Source organism: Paraburkholderia madseniana, assembly GCF_009690905.1.
In the GTDB taxonomy this organism is placed as follows: domain Bacteria; phylum Pseudomonadota; class Gammaproteobacteria; order Burkholderiales; family Burkholderiaceae; genus Paraburkholderia; species Paraburkholderia madseniana.
The window spans coordinates 1-18,454 of sequence record NZ_VOSW01000145.1; the positions used below are offsets into that span (position 1 = coordinate 1).

Below are 18,454 nucleotides of genomic sequence, written 5' to 3' on the forward strand. Positions count from 1 at the left end.
GATTCCAGATGCACCACTACCCGCAGCAGACCACGGTGCCCACTTAGCATTAGCGGTTTGAGCCGCTTTCTTTTGCCTACTTTTCTTTGCGGCATGCAAAGAAAAGTAGGTGCCGCCCCGCACAGGGGCAACACTAATAGACCACTAACAAAACAAGGAAAGGCCAACGCCCTAAGAACACTGACAATAAGCGCCGCAAAGGCAAAAAAAGCAAAGCCCAACGCGGCACGCATCCACACACCCGCGCGCCGCGCAGGCAAAAAAAACCATCAAACAGCTACAGCAACACTCTCCTTAAGCACCGCTTCAAGAATCCCCATAGCCTCATCAAAGACGGAGTCTTGAATAGTGAGCGGGAACAGGAACCGAACCACATTCGAATAAACACCACAAACCAGCAGCAACAACCCGCGCTCAAGCGCCCGAGTCTGCACGCGCTTGGTGAAATCCGCATCCGGCTCCGTGCCACCCGCCTTGCAGAACTCAACAGCAACCATGCCACCCGGCCCACGCACATCGGCGATCTGCGGAACTTCGCTCTGAAGCGCGATCAGCTTCGCCTTGACGCGATCACCCAGAACGGTAGCCCGCTCGCAGAGCTTCTCTTCATCGATGATATCGAGCACAGCATGCGCGGACGCAACCGCCAGCGGGTTACCCGCATACGTGCCACCCAAACCGCCAGGCGCCGCAGCGTCCATCAAATCAGCACGTCCGACCACGCCCGACAACGGCATCCCACCCGCCAGGCTCTTGGCCATCGTCATCAGATCAGGCACCACGTCATAGTGATGCATCGCGAACAACTTGCCGGTACGGGCAAAACCCGTCTGCACTTCGTCAGCAATCAGCAAGATGCCATGCTCATTGCACAGCTTGCGCAGCGCGCGAACGAACTCGGCCGGCGCCGGGTAGAAACCGCCTTCGCCCTGAACCGGTTCGAAAATAATCGCCGCGACGCGCTTCGGATCGATGTCGGCCTTGAACAGAAATTCGATCGCCTTCAGCGAATCGGCCGTCGTCACACCATGCAGCGGATTCGGGAACGGGGCGTGGAATACGTCCGCCGGGAACGGACCAAAACCGATCTTGTACGGCGCAACCTTGCCGGTCAGCGCCATGCCCATCATCGTGCGGCCATGGAAACCGCCGGTGAATGCAATCACGCCCGGTCGGCCGGTCGCGGCACGCGCAATCTTGATCGCGTTTTCAACGGCTTCGGCGCCCGTCGTGAAGAAAGCGGTTTTCTTCGGATAATCGCCCGGCGCGCGCGCATTGATCTTCTCAGCCAGTTCGACGTACGACGCGTACGGCACGATCTGATACGCGGTGTGCGTGAAATGATCGAGCTGGTCGCGGATCGCGGCCAGGATCTTCGGGTGACGGTGGCCGGTGTTGCACACCGCAATGCCCGCGGCGAAATCGATGAAACGGCGGCCTTCGACGTCCCACAACTCGGCATTCTCCGCACGCTCGGCGTAGAAATCGCACATCACTCCGACGCCGCGCGGCGTGGCGGCGTCTTTGCGGCTCTTCAGGTCAGCATTCTTCATGGTTATCTCCTTCGCTCCTCGGTGTTTGCGGGGGTGCCGCCAACGGACGCCGCACGCTCAGCGCAGCACATGCAGCGACTATAATGAGATTTGGCTCTTAACTTCAGAGCCATTTCAATAAAAATGTAGGAGCCAATCATGCGCGCGAGCGTTTTGTCCGACTGGCTGGCGCAGCGCCTTGACCGTGGCAACGGTCAGCCGATCTATCGTCAGTTGCATCGGCTGTTGCAGCAGGCGATCCTGTCGCGCGAATTGCCGGCGGGCAGCAGGGTGCCGTCGTCGCGTCTATTGGCGCAGGAATTGGGCATCGGGCGCAATACCGTCACGCAGGTGTACGAGCAGTTGGTGCTCGAAGGCTATGTGAACTCGGCAACCGGCCGCGGCACGTTCGTCGCCGAAAGCGCGCCGGACGAGATCGTCGGCGTGCCCGACGCCGAGGCGCTGGCCGCGCCGCTCGAGTCGTTGCCTCTGCCGCTGCCTTTGCAGGGCAGTCGCGCGTTGTCAACGCGTGGCGCGAGGCTGATTTCGGGGGCGGGCGTCTCGAAGCGGCAATGGGGCGCGTTCATGCCCGGGGTGCCGGATGTCACGAAGTTTCCGGCGCGCGTGTGGAGCCGCCTGCACAACAAGTATTGGCGCCGGCCGCGCCCGGACTTGCTGACCTACGCGCCGGGCGGCGGGCTGGCCTCGTTGCGGCACGCGTTGGCGGACTATTTGCGGACGTCGCGCTCGGTACGTTGTACGCCCGAGCAGATCATCGTCACGACCGGGATCCACCAGTCGGTCGACCTGGCTGTGCGCCTGCTATCCGATCCGGGCGATGTGATCTGGACCGAAGACCCATGCTATTGGGGCGTGCGCAGCGTGCTGCACGTGTCCGGTCTGCAATCGCGGCCGATCGCCGTCGACGAAGAGGGCATCAATCCCTCCGCCGACGATCTCGCGCAGCCGCCGAAGCTGATGCTCGTCACGCCGTCGCATCAATATCCGCTCGGCATGGTGATGAGCCTTGCGCGGCGCCGCATGTTGCTCGAGTACGCGCGGCAGAATCAGTGCTGGATTATCGAGGACGACTACGACAGCGAATACCGTTACGGCAGCCGGCCGCTCGCATCGTTGCAAGGTCTGGATAGATCCGGGCAGGTGATTTACGTGGGCAGCTTCGGCAAGACGCTGTTTCCTGGGTTGCGGATCGGCTACCTGGTCGTGCCGGAAGCGCTGGCCGAGAGCTTTGCGACTGCGAGCGCGGAGTTGTACCGGGAAGGGCAGTTGTTGCAGCAGGCGATGCTCGCGGAGTTCATCGCGGAAGGGCATTTCACGTCGCATATCCGCAAGATGCGCACGCTCTACGGGCAGCGTCGCCAGACCCTGCTGGATGCTGCAGCGCAGCGTTATGGCGATGCGTTGCCGGCCGTGGGGGGCGATGCTGGCTTACATCTGGTGATGCAATTGCCTGAAGGCAGTAACGACCGCGCGGTGGCTGCTGCTGCGCTGGAGCGCAATATCGTTGTACGGCCGTTGTCGGGGTATTACGCGCAGCCGTCGCTGGCGCCTTCAGGTTTGCTGATCGGCTATGCGTGTGTGCCGGACGAAGAGATCGCGCCGGCGTTCAATACGCTGGCTGAGGCGATTGACGCGACGCTTGTGCAGTTCGCGTGAGCGGGGCGTTTTGCGGCCTCAAATCCGAATCAACACAGCCCCCAGCGTCACGAGTGCGCAGGCCACGATCCGCCGCGTGGTCAGCTTCTCCTGCATGAACAGCCAGCCGATCAGCACCGCGAAGATCGAACTGAGTTCACGCAGCGCAGAGACCATCGCAATCGGCAGATAGCGGTAGGCCTCGATGATCAGGCAATAGGCGGTGAGTGCGAGCAAACCGGACGCGATGCCCTTGAGCACCACCGTGCGGCCGATGAATAGCCCCTTCGCGCCGCCACGCCAATGCCAGGCGAGCAGAAACTGCGGGATATTCCAGATCAGATAGACCCACATGATGTAGCTTAAACCGTTGCCCGCCACGCGCGCGCCGATTCCGTCGACGACCGAATACGTGGCGATGAAGAAGCCCGTCAGCAGCGCGAACGGCACGCTTTCGCCGGAAAAACGCATGCCGCGGCGGAACGCGAGTGAGACGATGCCGAGTGACACCAGTGCCACGCCGATGGCCGCCAACGGCTTGAGCGATTCGTGCGCGAATACCAGCGCGCCGACGAATACGAGCATCGGCGAAAGACCGCGCGCAATCGGATAGATTTGCCCGAAATCGCCGCTCTTATAAGCGCGGATCAGCGCCAGCAGGTAGCCGAATTCGAGCACCACCGACGCCAAGATATAAGGCCACGCCGCCGGTGCGGGCAAAGGCAGCACGATCACGCCGACCGCGCTGACTGCGACATAGGGAATCGCCATCATGCCAAGCAGCCATACGCGGTCTTCGGATAGATGCAGAAACGCGTTCCAGGTAGCGTGAAGCAGCGCGGAGAGCAGCACCAGCAAGACGACAAAGGTGTCCATCGAAGATCAGGGAGAGAAGAAAGAAGGCCGGGGGGCCGGCTGCAAGCACGTGATTATTCCAGCAGAACGCGGGAATGGAGGGGTGGACGACTAAAGTGAAGGGGTTTTATGTGGCGAAAACCGGTGATTTGTGGCGACGAGAGCCCGCTGCTCAACCTCGTCGCAGCGCTAGCAGGCCGGCGCACTTACACACTGGCACACAGTATCGAAGCGGCCTGGACGAGGGTTGGCGAAGCACGTCTCGCCACCCCCCAGGCTTTCAGGAATCGTGAAGCGCTCACGTCACGCGTTCGCGCAGCCACGCGGACGCCAGATCGATCACCGTCACGACCACGATCACCATGATCATCACCGCGGCCGTCTGCGCGTAATTGAACGAGCGGATCGCCTCGTACAGCACCACGCCGATTCCGCCCGCGCCGACCATGCCGACCACCATCGCCGAGCGCACGTTCGATTCGAAGCGATAGAGCGCGTACGAGATCCACAACGGCAGCACTTGCGGCAGGACGCCGTAAATGATTTCGTCGAGACTGGTCGCGCCGGTGGCCCGCACGCCTTCGGCCGGACGCGGATCGATTGCCTCGACCGCTTCGGCGAAGAGCTTGGCGAGCACGCCGGTGGTGTGCACCCACAACGCCAGCACGCCGGCGAACGGACCGAGTCCCACCGCGACGATGAACAGCATCGCGAAGACCATTTCGTTGATCGCGCGGCACGCGTCCATCATGCGGCGCATCGGCTGCACGACCCACATCGGCGCCATGTTGTGCGCGGACATCAGCCCACACGGCACCGCGCACACGAGCGAGAGGGCCGTGCCCCACACCGCCACCGACAGCGTCACGTACATCTCGTGCAGATAGCTGCGCCATTCGGTGAAGTCCGGCGGGAAGAAGTCCTTGGCGAACTGGCCCATGTTGCCGGAGTCGGAGAGCAGGTCGAGCGGTCGCATATCGGCGCCGTGCCAGGCGCCACCCAGCACGGCAAGCACGGCGATCCAGCCGATGAGCGACAGCCAACTGCGTTTGCCCGCAGCGGGGGCGCCGCGCGCCGCCTGCGCGGCGAGCGCTTCGCTCGCACGCGTGGGCGACGTGATCAGATCAACGGTGTTCATTGCTTGGCTATGGCGGTGTTGAGTGCGCTCAGCCTGGCGTCGAGTGCGGCCAGTTGGGTCTTGCGGTCGTCGTCGGAAAGATGCGTGTCGCTCTCGATCTTCTGCTTCTGCTGGAACAACGCGACCTGACGAATCGGCAGCAACTGCTCATCCGACGATGCCGCGAAGCCGGCGTAGCCCGTGATAGCAGCCATCACCGCTTTTTCATGCGGATCGGTCTTGCCGTAGTTCACGAAGAAGTTGCGGATCTTGTCCTTGGTGGCTTGCGGCAGATCCTTGCGCCAAACCAGCGGGTCCGACGGAATCAGCGGCGACGTCCACAACACGCGTACTTGCGCAAACTTGTCCGGATGCTGCTTCTTCAGCGTGTCGAGCATCTCGGTGTTGTTGGTCGCGATGTCGATCTTGTTGTTCACCACGGCCAGCAGATTCGCTTCGTGGCTCGACGGCAGCACGGCCTTGAACGAGGTGTTGACCGGCGTGTTGTGCTTGGCGAACAGGTAATAGCCGGGGATCAGCGTGCCCGAGGTGGAGTTCGGATCGCCGAAACCGAGCGTGACGTCCTTCGTGTTCTTGAACACGTCGTCGAGCGTCTTGAAGCGGCTGTTCACGTTGGTGATCAGCACCGACTTGTAACCCGCGTCGCCGTTCAGATACAGGACCTTCGCGAACACTTCGCCTTGCGAGCGATCCACCGCTTCGATCGCCGAGGCATTGCCGAAATAGCCGACCTGTACCTTGTTAAAGCGCATGCCTTCGATGATGCCGGCGTAGTCGGTCGCGAAGAACGCTTTGACGTTCAGGCCGGTTTGCTTGTTCATGTCATCGATCAGCGGCTCCCAGCGCTGTTTCAGCACGGAGGACGAATCGGTCGAGATGATGCCGAGATTGATGTCCTCGGCTTGTGCGGTGGCGACGCAGGCAAATGCGGCCGCGCCGACGGTCAGCGTGATCAATGAACGCAGGAATTTCATCGCTTTGAGGTCCGGTTGAGTGAACAGAATGAGTGGGCGCGCTCAGTTCGAGTGCGCCGGATTGAGGGCGAACGCATAACGCGTCGAGGTGGATTCGGTGTCTTGCGCCGGTGCGCTGGTGTCGCCACCGTTAGCGTTGCTGTCCGCAAGATCGATCGCGCCCGCGTTGGCCTCTTCGAGCAGTTCACGGGCATCGTCGCCGTAGAGTTTCTTGAGCAGGGCTGGGCTCAGCGCGGCCGAGGGGCCGTCGTAGACCACCTTGCCGCGACGCAGTGCAACGGTGCGGGGGCAATACTGCATGGCGATGTCGACCTGATGCAGCGACACCAGCACCGTCAGTTGATGTTCGACGTTGAGGGTGCGCAGCATTTCCATCACGCGGCGCGACGATTCGGGATCGAGCGAGGCGATCGGTTCGTCGGCGAGCACGATGCGCGCGCGTTGCACCAGCGCGCGCGCCAATGCCGCGCGTTGCTGCTGGCCACCGGAGAGGTTGGCGGCGCGTTCGCGCGCATGGTCGCCGATGCCGACTTCATTGAGCGCGGCCATCGACAACGCCCGCTCCGCGGCCGGAAAGCGCCCGCTCAAACGGCGCCACAAAGGCAGCCGCGCGAGCGCGCCGATCAGCACGTTGCTCTCGACGGAAAGCCGGTTCACCAGATTGAATTGCTGGAACACGAAGCCGATATCGCGGCGAATGCTGCGCACTTCGCGCACAATGCGGCCGTTCTGCTGGATTGGCCGACCGAGAATCGCGATCTGCGACGGTTGCGCATCCGAGGCTGTGAAGCCTGCGATATGCCGCAGCAGTGTCGACTTGCCCGAGCCCGAGGCGCCAATCAACGCAACCATTTCGCCCGGCTCGACACGCAGATCGATTTCGTCCAGCGCCTTGCGGCCGTTGCTGAACGTCTTGCTCAACCGTTCGATACGAATTGCTTCCCGAATTGCTTCCATGAGTACCCCTTCATGCATCCGGCCATTGCCGGCATGTGTGGGGCTCATTCTAGGAAGCGTCTGTGACGGTTGAGTGAAGGCATCGCAACGTCTAGACGACTATATCTATATGTGTCTTTTTTGAGTCGCCGGGAAGGCAGACAGAAGTCATTCGTTCGAATGGAAAATGACACCCGTATGACATGATTTGCATTGGACGGGGCGGGCTGCGCATGATCGCCCGCAGCCAGGCTATATTGCGTCATTCAGTGTGCCGTCCCCAATAACCTTGCAGTTCCTTTCGACGTCGTCATGCAGCCTTTGAGCTTTTTGCCCGACAGTTTTGCGGAGTACGAAGATCTCAAGACGATCCTCGACCAGGGCAGCGCCAGCTTCGAGATCCGCACCGTCTGCGAGACGACGGTGCGGGGCCGGCAATTCGCCGTGCACACCGCGAGCATCGGTTCAACCGATCCGCTCGCGCCGGCAATCGGTTTTTTTGGCGGCATTCACGGACTCGAACGGATCGGCTCGCAACTCGTGCTCGACTACATGCGCGCGCTGCTCGCCCGGCTGGAATGGGACGAACTGCTGGTGCGGCAGTTGCAATCGATTCGTCTGATCTTTATGCCGATCGTCAATCCGGGCGGCATGTGGGCCGCCACGCGGGCCAATCCCAATGGGGTCGATCTGATGCGCAATGCGCCGCAGAATGCCGACGAACGGGTGCCGCTGCTCGCCGGCGGTCAGCGGGTGGGTGCGTGGCTGCCGTGGTATCGCGGCCGGCAAGGCGAGCCGATGGAGCCCGAGGCCGCGGCACTCCTGCGAGTGGTCGAAACCGACATGGCCGTGCGGCCCCTGAGCATCGCGCTCGACTGCCACTCGGGCTACGGCTGGCGCGACAGCATCTGGTTTCCCTACGCGCGCACGCGCAAGCTGATGCCGCATCTGCCGGAAATGTACGTGCTGAAAACCATGTTTGAGCGCGCGCACCCGCATCATGGCTACGCGTTCGAACCGCAAAGCCACCAGTATCTGTTGCATGGCGATCTGTGGGACTTCGCGTACGACCGTACGCCGCCACCCAACGTCTTCCTGCCGATGACGCTCGAACTCGGTTCGTGGCTGTGGATCAAGAAGAATCCGCGCCAACTGTTTTCGCGCCAGGGCATGTTCAATCCGGTCAAGGCGCATCGCACCGCACGCGTGCTGCGGCGTCATGCGAATCTGCTCGATTTTCTCGCGCGCGCAGCGTTCTCGTCGCAACGCTGGCTACCGCAAGGCAATCGTCGCGAGGAACTGCTGCAAAGCGCGATCGATCATTGGACCAGGCCGGAAGCGCCATGAGTACATGGATTCTTTTGCGTGGACTGACGCGCGAAACACGCCACTGGGGTCGTTTGCCCGGTGTGCTGCGCGAGGCGACCGGCACGGATCGCCTGTTGCTGCTCGATCTGCCCGGCAACGGCGAGTTCGCTAACTTGCGCGCACCGGCCGCGGTCGAGGATATGGTGGGCTTCGTGCGGATTGCTGCATTGCAAACGGGTGCGGCAGGTCCTTATCGCGTGCTGGCGATGTCGCTCGGCGGCATGGTGGCGACCGACTGGGCGCAACGGCATCCCGGCGAGATCGAGCGGCTCGTGTTGATCAATACCAGCATGCGGCCGTTCAGCCGCATGCACGAGCGCTTGCGTCCGTCGGCATGGCCGGGCCTGCTGGGCGTCGCAGCACACTGGCGCGATGCGCCGCGCGCGGAAAGCGGCATTCATCGGCTGACGTGCAACAACGTCGAAACGCTGGGCGCCGATCTCGATGCATGGAGCGAAATTCGCCGGAGCGCGCCGGTGAGCCGGGGCAATGCATTACGGCAGCTTTGGGCCGCCGCGCGCTTTAGTGCGGCTACGGCGAAACCGCATTGCCCGTTGCTGATTCTTTCTTCACACGCCGATAAGCTGGTCAATCCGGTGTGTTCGGCCAAGCTCGCGGCCGCGTGGGGCGCAACGTATTGCGAACATCAATGGGCTGGTCATGACCTGCCGCACGACGACCCGGCCTGGACCAGCGAACAGGTTCAGGCATGGCTGAAGCAGGAGGCTGGCGAATTGAAGGCCGCGCTTTAAACAGAGGCGGCACGTTCACCGGCAGCGGGTATAACCTAAGTGAGCTCGCGCATCGCTTTCCGGGCGGCAGGCGCATAATCCTGGTTCAGACGATGCATGCGAATCAAGCGATACTCGCTATTGCCGCCCGCCCGGGGAGTTGATCATGCAAGCAAAGAATGAAGAAGCCGTCACGCACCTGCTGAACGATGTCTTTGAATTTGCGCGTGGGCGATTGCCGGAGCCAACCTTCAAAGTCGTCGAGCCTTTCCTGCGGCACTACTACGATTTCGTCGACGCCGACGACCTTCAAAGCCGCTCCATCGCCGATCTTTACGGCGCAGCGCTTGCCCACTGGCAAACCGCACAACGCTTCGTACCAGGCAGCGAACGGCTGCGCGTCTACAACCCGATACTCGAACAGCATGGTTGGCATTCCGATCACACGGTGATCGAAATCGTCAACGACGACATGCCGTTTCTGGTCGATTCGGTATCGATGGCGGTCAACCGCCTCGGGCTCGCGCTGCATTCAGTCGTGCATCCGGTGTTTCGCATCTGGCGCGGACCGGACGGCAGCATTGTGCGCGTGGGTCAGGGCGCTGAAGATGCTGCCGATACGCGCTCGCAGCTTGCCTCGTTCATTCACTTCGAGGTCGACCGTTGCGGCGACGCAGCGAAACTCGACGCATTGCGTGACGAGATCGCCAAGGTGCTGCGCGACGTGCGCGCCGCGGTGGAAGACTGGCCGAAGATCGTCGAACTCGCGCGTGTCACCGTCAAAGGCATGAAGGCCGGCGAGGCAGGGCCCGAAGGTGTCGAGGCCCGCGCGTTCCTCGAATGGATGGTGGCCGATCATTTCACGTTTCTCGGCCAGCGCGACTATGAATTGGTGCAGCACGATATCGGTTTTGGCCTGCGTGCGATACCCGGCTCCGGCCTCGGCATTCTGCGCGATGAGTTGCGTCCCGCGGGCGCTGCCGAAGTCACGCCATTGCCACCGGCGGCCGCCGATATCATCTCCGGCTCGTCGCCCATTTTCCTGACCAAGGCCAACTCGCGCGCGACGGTGCATCGGCCAGGCTATCTGGATTACGTCGGCATCAAGCTGACCGGTGCGGACGGCAAAGTGACCGGCGAGCGGCGCTTTATCGGCCTGTATACGTCCACCGCCTACCTGGTGTCGGCCTCGGAAATCCCGATCGTGCGGCGCAAATGCGCGAACATCGTACGGCGGGCCGGTTTCCTGCCCAAGGGCCACCTGGCCAAGTCACTGGTGACCGTGCTCGAAACTTATCCGCGCGACGAATTGTTTCAGGCCGACGAAGACCAGCTCTACGATATCGCGCTGGGTGTGCTGCGTTTGCAGGAGCATCAGCGCACGCGTATGTTCGTCCGGCGCGACCGTTTCGATCGCTTCGTGTCGTGTCTCGTGTTCGTGCCGCGCGACAAGTACAACACCGATCTGCGGCAGCGCATTGCCAATCTGCTGACCGATGCATTCAACGGCGCAAGTGTCGAATTCACGCCGTTGTTGTCGGAGTCGACACTCGCGCGCATTCACTTCGTCGTGCATGCGAAGCCCGGTGGCATGCCGACTGTCGACACGCGTGAGCTCGAAGCGCGGCTCATTCATGTCACGCGCCGCTGGCAGGACGATCTCGCCGACGCATTGCTCGATGCATTCGGCGAAGAGCAGGGCAACCGCCTCCTGCAACACTATGCGGATTCGTTTCCCCCGGGCTATCGCGACGATTATCCGGCCCGTACCGCGGTGCGCGATATCGAACTGATCGAACGCGTGCAGGGCAGCGAGCGGCTCGCCATGAACCTGTACCGCCCGATCGAATCAGGGCCACGCGCGTTCCGGTTCAAGGTTTATCGTGCGGGGTTGCCCATTGCGTTGTCGCGCAGCTTGCCGATGCTCGAACATCTCGGCGTGCGTGTCGATGAAGAGCGGCCTTATCTGATCGAAGCACTCGACGCCACGCCTGCCTGGATTCACGATTTCGGCCTTGAACTCGCGGACGATGCGGAGTTCGATATCGAACGGGTGAAGGATCTTTTCGAAGACGCGTTCGAACAGGTGTGGACCGGTGGCATCGAAAGCGACGATTTCAACCGGCTGGTGTTGCGCGCACAACTGAGTGCGCGCGAGGTGACGATTCTGCGTGCCTACGCCAAGTACCTGAGGCAGGTGGGTTCGACGTTCAGCGATGCTTATATCGAACGCGCGGTCACCGGCAATCCGGCGATCGCCCGCATGCTGGTCGAGTTGTTCATTGCACGTTTCGATCCGGTGCTCGGAGACACGCGCGAGGCTCGCGTCGATAGCTTGCTGAAGACGATCGACAGCGCGCTCGATCAGGTGCCGAATCTCGACGAGGACCGGATACTCCGGCAATTCCTCGGGGTCATCAAGGCGACGCAGCGCACGAATTACTATCGCTTCGACGCCGACGGCCATCCGAAACCGTATCTGTCGTTCAAATTCAATCCCGCCCACGTGCCCGGTTTGCCCGAACCGAAACCGATGTTTGAAATCTGGGTGTACTCGCCGCGTGTGGAAGGCGTGCATTTGCGCGGCGGCCGTGTTGCGCGCGGCGGTCTGCGCTGGTCGGATCGGCGTGAGGACTTCCGCACGGAAGTCCTCGGGTTGATGAAGGCGCAGATGGTCAAGAATGTGGTGATCGTGCCGGTTGGCTCCAAAGGCGGTTTCGTCGTAAAGAATCCGCCGCCGCAAACCGAGCGCGACGCGTGGATGCGTGAAGGTATCGCCTGCTATCAGACGTTCCTGCGCGGCTTGCTCGATTTGACTGACAACCTCGCGGGTACGACGGTGGTGCCGCCGCCCGATGTGGTGCGGCATGACCCCGACGATCCCTATCTGGTGGTCGCCGCCGACAAGGGCACTGCCACCTTCTCCGACTACGCGAACGCGATCTCCCAGGAATACGGTTTCTGGCTCGACGACGCCTTTGCGTCGGGCGGTTCGGTCGGTTACGACCACAAGAAAATGGCGATCACGGCGCGCGGCGCATGGGAGTCGGTCAAGCGGCACTTCCGCGAAATGGGCGTCGATACGCAAGCGACCGACTTCACGGTCGTGGGCGTCGGCGATATGTCGGGCGATGTATTCGGCAACGGCATGCTGCTCTCGCCGCATATCAAGCTGGTAGCCGCGTTCGATCATCGGCATATCTTTCTCGATCCGAATCCCGACCCGGCGGTAAGCCTTGCCGAGCGCGGACGACTTTTCGGGCTTGACCGGTCGAGTTGGGCCGACTACGACCCGTCGCTGATCTCGGCGGGCGGCGGCGTGTTTCCGCGCACCGCCAAGACGATTCCATTGTCTCCAGCCGTGCAGTCGGTGCTTGGCATCAGCGCGCCGGCGCTCGCGCCCGCTGAATTGATGCGCGGGATTCTGCAGGCACCTGTCGATCTGCTCTACAACGGCGGTATCGGCACCTATGTGAAGGCGAGCCGCGAAACGCATCTGCAGGTCGGCGACCGCGCCAACGACGCGATCCGTGTCAACGGCTCCGATCTGCACTGCAAGGTCGTCGCGGAAGGCGGCAATCTCGGTCTCACGCAATTCGGGCGTATCGAGTTCGCGCAGCGCGGCGGCCGCATCAATACCGATGCGATCGACAACTCTGCTGGGGTCGACTGTTCGGATCACGAGGTCAACATCAAGATTCTGCTGGGCCTGGTCGTCTCCGACGGCGAAATGACCGGGAAACAGCGCAATGCACTGCTCGCGGAAATGACCGATGAAGTCGGCTTGCTCGTCTTGCAGGACAACTATTACCAGACCCAGGCACTCTCGATTGCGGGCCGCTATGGCGTCGAATTGCTCGATGCCGAAGCGCGTCTGATGCGTTATCTCGAACGCGCGGGCCGCCTGAACCGCGTGATCGAGTTCTTGCCGACCGATGAGGACGTCGCCGAGCGCCAGGCCGCGAAACAAGGGCTGACCACGCCTGAGCGCGCGGTGCTGCTTGCCTATAGCAAGATGTGGCTCTACGACGCCCTGCTCGAATCGTCGATGCCGGAAGACCCGCTCGTCAGCGGCATGCTGATCGAATACTTTCCGAAGCCGTTGAGGCAGCGCTTTAGCGAACCGATGCAGCGTCACCCGTTGCGGCGCGAAATCCTTGCGACGCATTTGACCAATGCGTTGGTGAATCGCGTCGGCTGCGAGTTCGTGCATCGGCTGATGGAAGAGACCGATGCACAGCCTGGTGACATCGTGCGGGCCTGCATCATGGCGCGTGACGTGTTCGATCTCGACGACGTATGGCGCAGTATCGATGCGCTAGATAATCGTGTCGCCGACGATGTGCAGGCGCGAATGTTCGTCGAAGTGGCGCGGCTCGTCGAACGCTCGGCGCTGTGGTTCCTGCGGCAATTGCAATCGGGGGCGGTCAGCGACGGTGATGTCGCCGGCTTGCTCGCACGCTGCCGCGATGCGGCGCAACGGCTCGCGCCGCAATGGCCGGCGCTGTTGCCGAGCGCCGATCTCGAAGCGCTGTCCGAGCGCCAACGCGTGCTCGTGGACGCCGGTGTCGATAGCGAACTGGCGGTGCGAATCGCCAGCGGGGAGATATCGGCGGCTTTGCTCGACATCGCCGAGGTGGTGTCGACCTGCGGACGCAGTCTCGAACTCGTGGCGGGTGTCTACTTCGCGCTCGGCACGCTGCTGAACTACGGCTGGATCAGCGAGCGCGCGGCCGCGCTGCCGGCGCCCACGCATTGGGACATGCTGGCGCGCGCCACGGCGCTGGCGGAACTCGCACGCCTGAAACGCGCGTTGACCACGAGCGCGCTGGCCGACGCCGACGAGGCATCCACGCCGGACGCGTTGGTTCAGGCATGGCGCGAGAAGCGCACCGCGCAACTCGAACGTTACGCGCGCCTGCTTGCCGACTTGCGGGCCACGGGCGGCGCGAGCTTGTCGATGCTGCTGGTGATCGTGCGGGAGATGGCCGTGCTCGAAAGGGCATAGCACGACGGAGCGCGAGAGCGGGCAGATGTGCTGCATACGTCACAGAACCCGGCGCGGAACAGCGCCGGGGTTGGACGCATGCCGGTTGGCATGTCCATAATACGAACTATTGCCAACTGAAAGCGCTCTGCAAACTCACGGACCCTCGCAACGACGATGAAAGAAGAATCGCCGAAAGCCATTTTCTATGCGCTTGCCGCCAACCTCGGCATCGCTATCTGCAAGTTCGCTGCTGCCGCATTCACCGGTTCCGGCTCGATGTTCGCCGAAGCCATTCACTCGACCGCTGACTGCGGTAACCAGTTGCTGCTGCTATTCGGCTTGCGTGAAGCGGGCAAGCCGGCAAGCCCGTTGCATCCCATGGGCGGTGGCCGCGAGATCAATTTCTATTCGCTGCTGGTGGCATTGCTGCTGTTTTTTGTCGGCGGCGCGTTTTCGGTGTACGAAGGCGTGCATCGTTTATTCGCGCGCGAGCCTTTGCAGTACGCCTATGTGGCGCTCGTCGTACTGGGCGTTTCGGTGGTGCTCGAAACGCTTTCGTTGTGGGGCGCGGTGAAGGAGATCCGCAAGTCGCATCCGGACAAACACCTGTGGCGCTGGTTTCGCGAAACGCGCGAGTCCGAACTGCTGGTGGTGGCCGGCGAGGACATTGCCGCGTTGGCGGGTCTTGCGATCGCCTTTGTTGCCGTGTTGCTGACGATGGTGACCGGCAATCCTGTCTACGACGCACTGGGCTCCATCGGCGTCGGCGTGTTGCTGATGGTGATTGCGTGGCTGGTGGCGCGCGAAGTGAAGTCGATGATCGTCGGCGAATCGGCGAGCCCGGAAGTGCGCCGCGCAATCGAGACGCATCTGCGCGGCCGCTCCGAGATTCGCAGCATCATCAACATGATTACGCTGCAGTGGGGTCGCCACGTGGTGGTGGCGGTGCAAGCGGAAATGATCGACTACGCGAGCGGCCGCGCGATGGTCGATGCGATCAACGTGATCGAAGCGGACTTGCAGGAGGCGTTTCCGCAAGTGCGCTGGGTGTTTTTCGAACCGGACGTGCCGCGGGTTTGATGCTTTGTCCCGGTTGCCTGGTACGTACGGTTCACTCGGGGCCAGCGGATCGCGCTAGTGTCTCCGCTTAGGAAGGCCCTTACTTTCGCGTCTGCTGCCCGGTGCATTGGCCGCTTATTTGAAACCGGTCACCGCATGCGGCACGTACAGCTCCTCCAATTGACGGATCTCGTCCGCGCTCAGATTCAGCGACAATGCCGCGACCGCATCGTCGAGATGATGCAGCTTGGTCGCGCCGACGATAGGCGCGGTAATCGGCTTCTTCTGCAACACCCAGGCTAGCGCGACTTGCGCACGCGGCACACCGCGTTCTTTCGCAATCTGGCTGACGCGTTCCACGATCCGGCGGTCCGCGTCCTCGGTCTGTGCGTACAGTGTGCGGCCGAACTCGTCGGTCTCGGAGCGTGCGCTTTCAGTGTTCCAGTCGCGCGTCAGGCGTCCGCGTGCCAGCGGGCTCCATGGAATGACGCCGATGCCTTCGCTTTCGCACAGCGGCAGCATCTCCCGCTCTTCCTCGCGATAGAGCAGATTCACGTAGTTCTGCATCGTCACGAAGCGCGTCCAGCCATGGCGTTCAGCCACATGCAATGCCTTGGCGAACTGCCACGCATACATCGACGACGCACCGATATAGCGCGCCTTGCCTGCCTTCACCACATCGTGCAGCGCCTCCATGGTTTCTTCGATCGGCGTGTCGTCGTCCCAGCGGTGGATCTGATACAGATCGACGTAATCCGTACCGAGGCGCCTCAGGCTGTTGTCGATTTCCGCCATGATCGCCTTGCGCGACAGGCCCGCACCGTTCGGGCCCGGATGCATGCGGCTATTCACCTTGGTGGCCAGCACGATCTCGTCGCGCTTCGCAAAGTCCTTCAATGCGCGGCCGACGATTTCCTCGCTGGTGCCGTCCGAGTAAACGTTGGCGGTATCGAAGAAATTGATGCCGTGGTCGAGCGCCTGCTTGATAAAGGGGCGCGCCGCTTCATCGTCGAGCGACCAGGAGTGGGTGCCGCGAGCGGGCACGCCGTAACTCATGCAGCCGAGACAAAGACGCGATACATCGAGGCCGGTGCGGCCCAGTTTCACATAATCCATCAAGGTGCTCCTGTGTTGAAGTGCACAAACGCGGTGCGTGTTGACGACCCCCCATTATAGGAACGGACGCGTTGACGTGCTGAAGGGTTGATGGGCCAACCGAACGCGCGGGTCAGCGGAGTTCGGTCGCTGTGGGTGAATTGCTGCAATACGTAGTGGAAAATAATTTCTTCGCATCTATACTTCTTTCGGCTTGAAAGCGGCCTTTCTCCCAATCTGCATCACAAGCAAAAAGGAAGGATCACGATGCTGACTCGCACACTTGGCGCAATCTCTGCCATTGCACTCGCGGCATGCGCCGCCTTTACATCTGGCCCTGCCAGCGCGGACGACAACGACGGTTTCTCGCAAGGCGACGGCGGCTCGCATGGGCGGCCGGTCAAGGTGATGATCATTTCGATGTTTGGGCCGGAAGGGCAAGTATGGCTCGATCGCCTTGGTCCATGGCGCGAGATTACGGTCGATGGCTTATCGCCCGACTACCCGACGGTTCATTGCAATAAGCAGGACGTGTGTGTCATGACGACGGGCATGGGACATAGCAACGCTGCCGCGTCGATCATGGCGTTGACCTTTTCGTCGCGCTTCGATTTGCGGCATACGTACTTCATGGTGGCGGGGATTGCCGGGATCGATCCGCAGCAAGGCACGGTCGGATCCGCCGCGTGGGCGAAGTACCTGGTCGATTTCGGGATTCAGTGGGAGATCGACGGGCGGGAGATTCCGCCTGGCTGGAATACCGGATACCTGGGGATCAACACCACGAGTCCGACGGTTAAGCCACCGCTCGACTATCGGACGGAGGTGTTTCAGTTAAGTACCCAGCTAGCCGATACGGCGTTTGCCTTGTCGCGCAGCGTTGTACTGTCCGATAGCGCTCAGGCGCAGGCTGCGCGGGCCAAGTATTCGTATGCACCTGCCAATCGGCCGCCTACTGTCATTCAGTGCGACACGCTCGCGGGCGATACCTGGTGGTCGGGGACGCTGCTTGGGCAGCGGGCGCGGGATTGGACCAAGATTCTGACGGATGGCAACGGTGTGTATTGCACGACGCAGCAGGAGGATAACGCGACGTATGAGGCGCTTAAGCGCGCGGCCTCGGTGCATAAGGTTGATTTGAATCGCGTTGCGGTGCTGCGGGCTGGGTCTGATTTTGATCGGCCATATGATGGGCAGACTAGTGCGGATAATTTGCTTAACTATGCTGCGCAAGGGGGTTTTACGATTGCTATTGAGAACCTTTACAGGTCGGGGAATCCGCTTGTGCAGGATATTGCTACTCATTGGGGGGAGTGGCGGGAGGGGGTGCCTAAGAGGTAAGGTTTTTTGCCTTTGGCGGCGGCATTGGTGGTTTGGCTAGTCGGCGCTTCTTGTCTGTTTGCCTGGGGCGTTGGCCTTTCCTTGATTTGTTAGTGGTCCGTTAGCGTTGCCCCTGTGCGGGGCGGCACCTACTTTTCTTTGCATGCCGCAAAGAAAAGTAGGCAAAAGAAAGCGGCTCAAACCGCTACTACTAAGCGGGCACCGTGGTCTGCTACGGGTAGTGGTGCATCTGGAATCTGTGTTCGTGCACCTGCATACGCCAGTGACAAGGGCGTCATACTTCCGGCGGCGCTGCGCGCGCCGAAGAGTAGTTCATCAAACCACCCGCTACGTTTTGGCGTTCACGCCTCGCCACCGGACCGTGGCTTGCCATTGCACCGCTGTCACCAACGCCATCGCGATTGTGATTGGAACTGCAACCGGAACCGTGATTGCAGGACACCGACATATCGTTTGAAGTAAGGGGTTGCCGGGTGAGTGCAGAGACGCCTCGCCGAGGCGAAGCCGACGGCCCCCACCGTGCTCAACCGAAGCCGGTGGTTTCCCATGCAGACCCGTCCGCGACGCACGTAGTGCGGAGTGGGAGCTGATGAGCCCTTTGTCACTAGCGCGGAATGTGCGAGAACACGGATTCCAGATGCACCGCTACCCGCAGCGCGGGTTTTGCCGACGGTAGTCGGCGCGGGCAACGTTTGGTAAGTGCCGGCATGCCCAATGCCCCCACCGTTGCTTTGAGCAAACACCGGTGCGCTGGCAAGCAGCGAAAGAGCCAGACCTGC

12 protein-coding genes and 2 pseudogenes are annotated in these 18,454 nt (G+C 61.7%); 6 read left to right on the forward strand and 8 right to left on the reverse strand.

Annotated elements, in window-relative coordinates; genetic code table 11:
* Nucleotides 1–233: pseudogene (locus FSO04_RS47280) on the reverse strand (hypothetical protein); the annotation flags it as partial.
* Between the two features lie 36 nt (nucleotides 234–269).
* Nucleotides 270–1,553, reverse strand: coding sequence for a 4-aminobutyrate--2-oxoglutarate transaminase (locus FSO04_RS41385; RefSeq protein ID WP_154567164.1), 1,284 nt, complete (start codon nucleotides 1,551–1,553; stop codon nucleotides 270–272).
* A gap of 138 nt (nucleotides 1,554–1,691) precedes the next feature.
* Here FSO04_RS41385 and pdxR point away from each other — a divergent pair, with 138 nt between their 5' ends.
* Nucleotides 1,692–3,209, forward strand: a complete 1,518-nt coding sequence (pdxR, locus tag FSO04_RS41390) for a MocR-like pyridoxine biosynthesis transcription factor PdxR (RefSeq protein WP_154567165.1) — start codon at nucleotides 1,692–1,694, stop codon at nucleotides 3,207–3,209.
* Nucleotides 3,210–3,227: 18 nt separating this feature from the next.
* Here pdxR and FSO04_RS41395 read toward each other — a convergent pair whose 3' ends face one another.
* From FSO04_RS41395 to phnC, 4 genes are all read right to left on the reverse strand, one after another.
* Complete coding sequence (locus FSO04_RS41395) at nucleotides 3,228–4,064, reverse strand: DMT family transporter (protein ID WP_154567166.1); 837 nt, start codon at nucleotides 4,062–4,064, stop codon at nucleotides 3,228–3,230.
* Nucleotides 4,065–4,341: 277 nt separating this feature from the next.
* Nucleotides 4,342–5,181: a phosphonate ABC transporter, permease protein PhnE gene (gene phnE, locus FSO04_RS41400; protein WP_154567167.1), complete on the reverse strand. Its 840-nt coding sequence runs from the start codon at nucleotides 5,179–5,181 to the stop codon at nucleotides 4,342–4,344.
* The gene (gene phnD, locus FSO04_RS41405) at nucleotides 5,178–6,155 is read right to left on the reverse strand and encodes a phosphonate ABC transporter substrate-binding protein (RefSeq protein WP_154567168.1); all 978 of its coding nucleotides are present in this window, start codon (nucleotides 6,153–6,155) and stop codon (nucleotides 5,178–5,180) included. The genes phnE and phnD overlap by 4 nt, the downstream gene beginning before the upstream one ends.
* Nucleotides 6,156–6,197: 42 nt before the next feature.
* Entirely contained in the window at nucleotides 6,198–7,112 is a 915-nt protein-coding gene (gene phnC / locus FSO04_RS41410; RefSeq protein ID WP_154567169.1) for a phosphonate ABC transporter ATP-binding protein, read from the reverse strand.
* A gap of 291 nt (nucleotides 7,113–7,403) precedes the next feature.
* On the opposite strand from phnC, the gene FSO04_RS41415 reads away from it, so the two are divergent.
* From FSO04_RS41415 to FSO04_RS41430, 4 genes are all read left to right on the forward strand, one after another.
* Entirely contained in the window at nucleotides 7,404–8,438 is a 1,035-nt protein-coding gene (locus tag FSO04_RS41415) for a M14 family zinc carboxypeptidase (protein ID WP_154567170.1), read from the forward strand.
* Nucleotides 8,435–9,211 carry an alpha/beta fold hydrolase gene (locus FSO04_RS41420; RefSeq protein WP_154567171.1) on the forward strand — a complete coding sequence of 259 codons (777 nt, stop codon included), beginning with the start codon at nucleotides 8,435–8,437 and terminating at the stop codon, nucleotides 9,209–9,211. The genes FSO04_RS41415 and FSO04_RS41420 overlap by 4 nt, the downstream gene beginning before the upstream one ends.
* Nucleotides 9,212–9,356: 145 nt before the next feature.
* Nucleotides 9,357–14,198 carry an NAD-glutamate dehydrogenase gene (locus FSO04_RS41425; RefSeq protein WP_154567172.1) on the forward strand — a complete coding sequence of 1,614 codons (4,842 nt, stop codon included), beginning with the start codon at nucleotides 9,357–9,359 and terminating at the stop codon, nucleotides 14,196–14,198.
* Between the two features lie 156 nt (nucleotides 14,199–14,354).
* A complete protein-coding gene (locus FSO04_RS41430; protein WP_154567173.1) occupies nucleotides 14,355–15,260 on the forward strand; it encodes a cation diffusion facilitator family transporter in 906 nt (301 codons plus the stop codon).
* Nucleotides 15,261–15,374: 114 nt separating this feature from the next.
* On the opposite strand, the gene FSO04_RS41435 is transcribed toward FSO04_RS41430, so the two are convergent.
* Nucleotides 15,375–16,355: an aldo/keto reductase gene (locus FSO04_RS41435; RefSeq protein WP_154567174.1), complete on the reverse strand. Its 981-nt coding sequence runs from the start codon at nucleotides 16,353–16,355 to the stop codon at nucleotides 15,375–15,377.
* Between the two features lie 246 nt (nucleotides 16,356–16,601).
* Between FSO04_RS41435 and FSO04_RS41440 the strand changes: the two genes are divergently transcribed.
* Entirely contained in the window at nucleotides 16,602–17,675 is a 1,074-nt protein-coding gene (locus FSO04_RS41440; protein WP_154567175.1) for a purine-nucleoside phosphorylase, read from the forward strand.
* Nucleotides 17,676–18,328: 653 nt separating this feature from the next.
* On the opposite strand, the pseudogene FSO04_RS48010 reads toward FSO04_RS41440, so the two are convergent.
* Nucleotides 18,329–18,454: pseudogene (locus FSO04_RS48010) on the reverse strand (DUF4148 domain-containing protein); the annotation flags it as partial.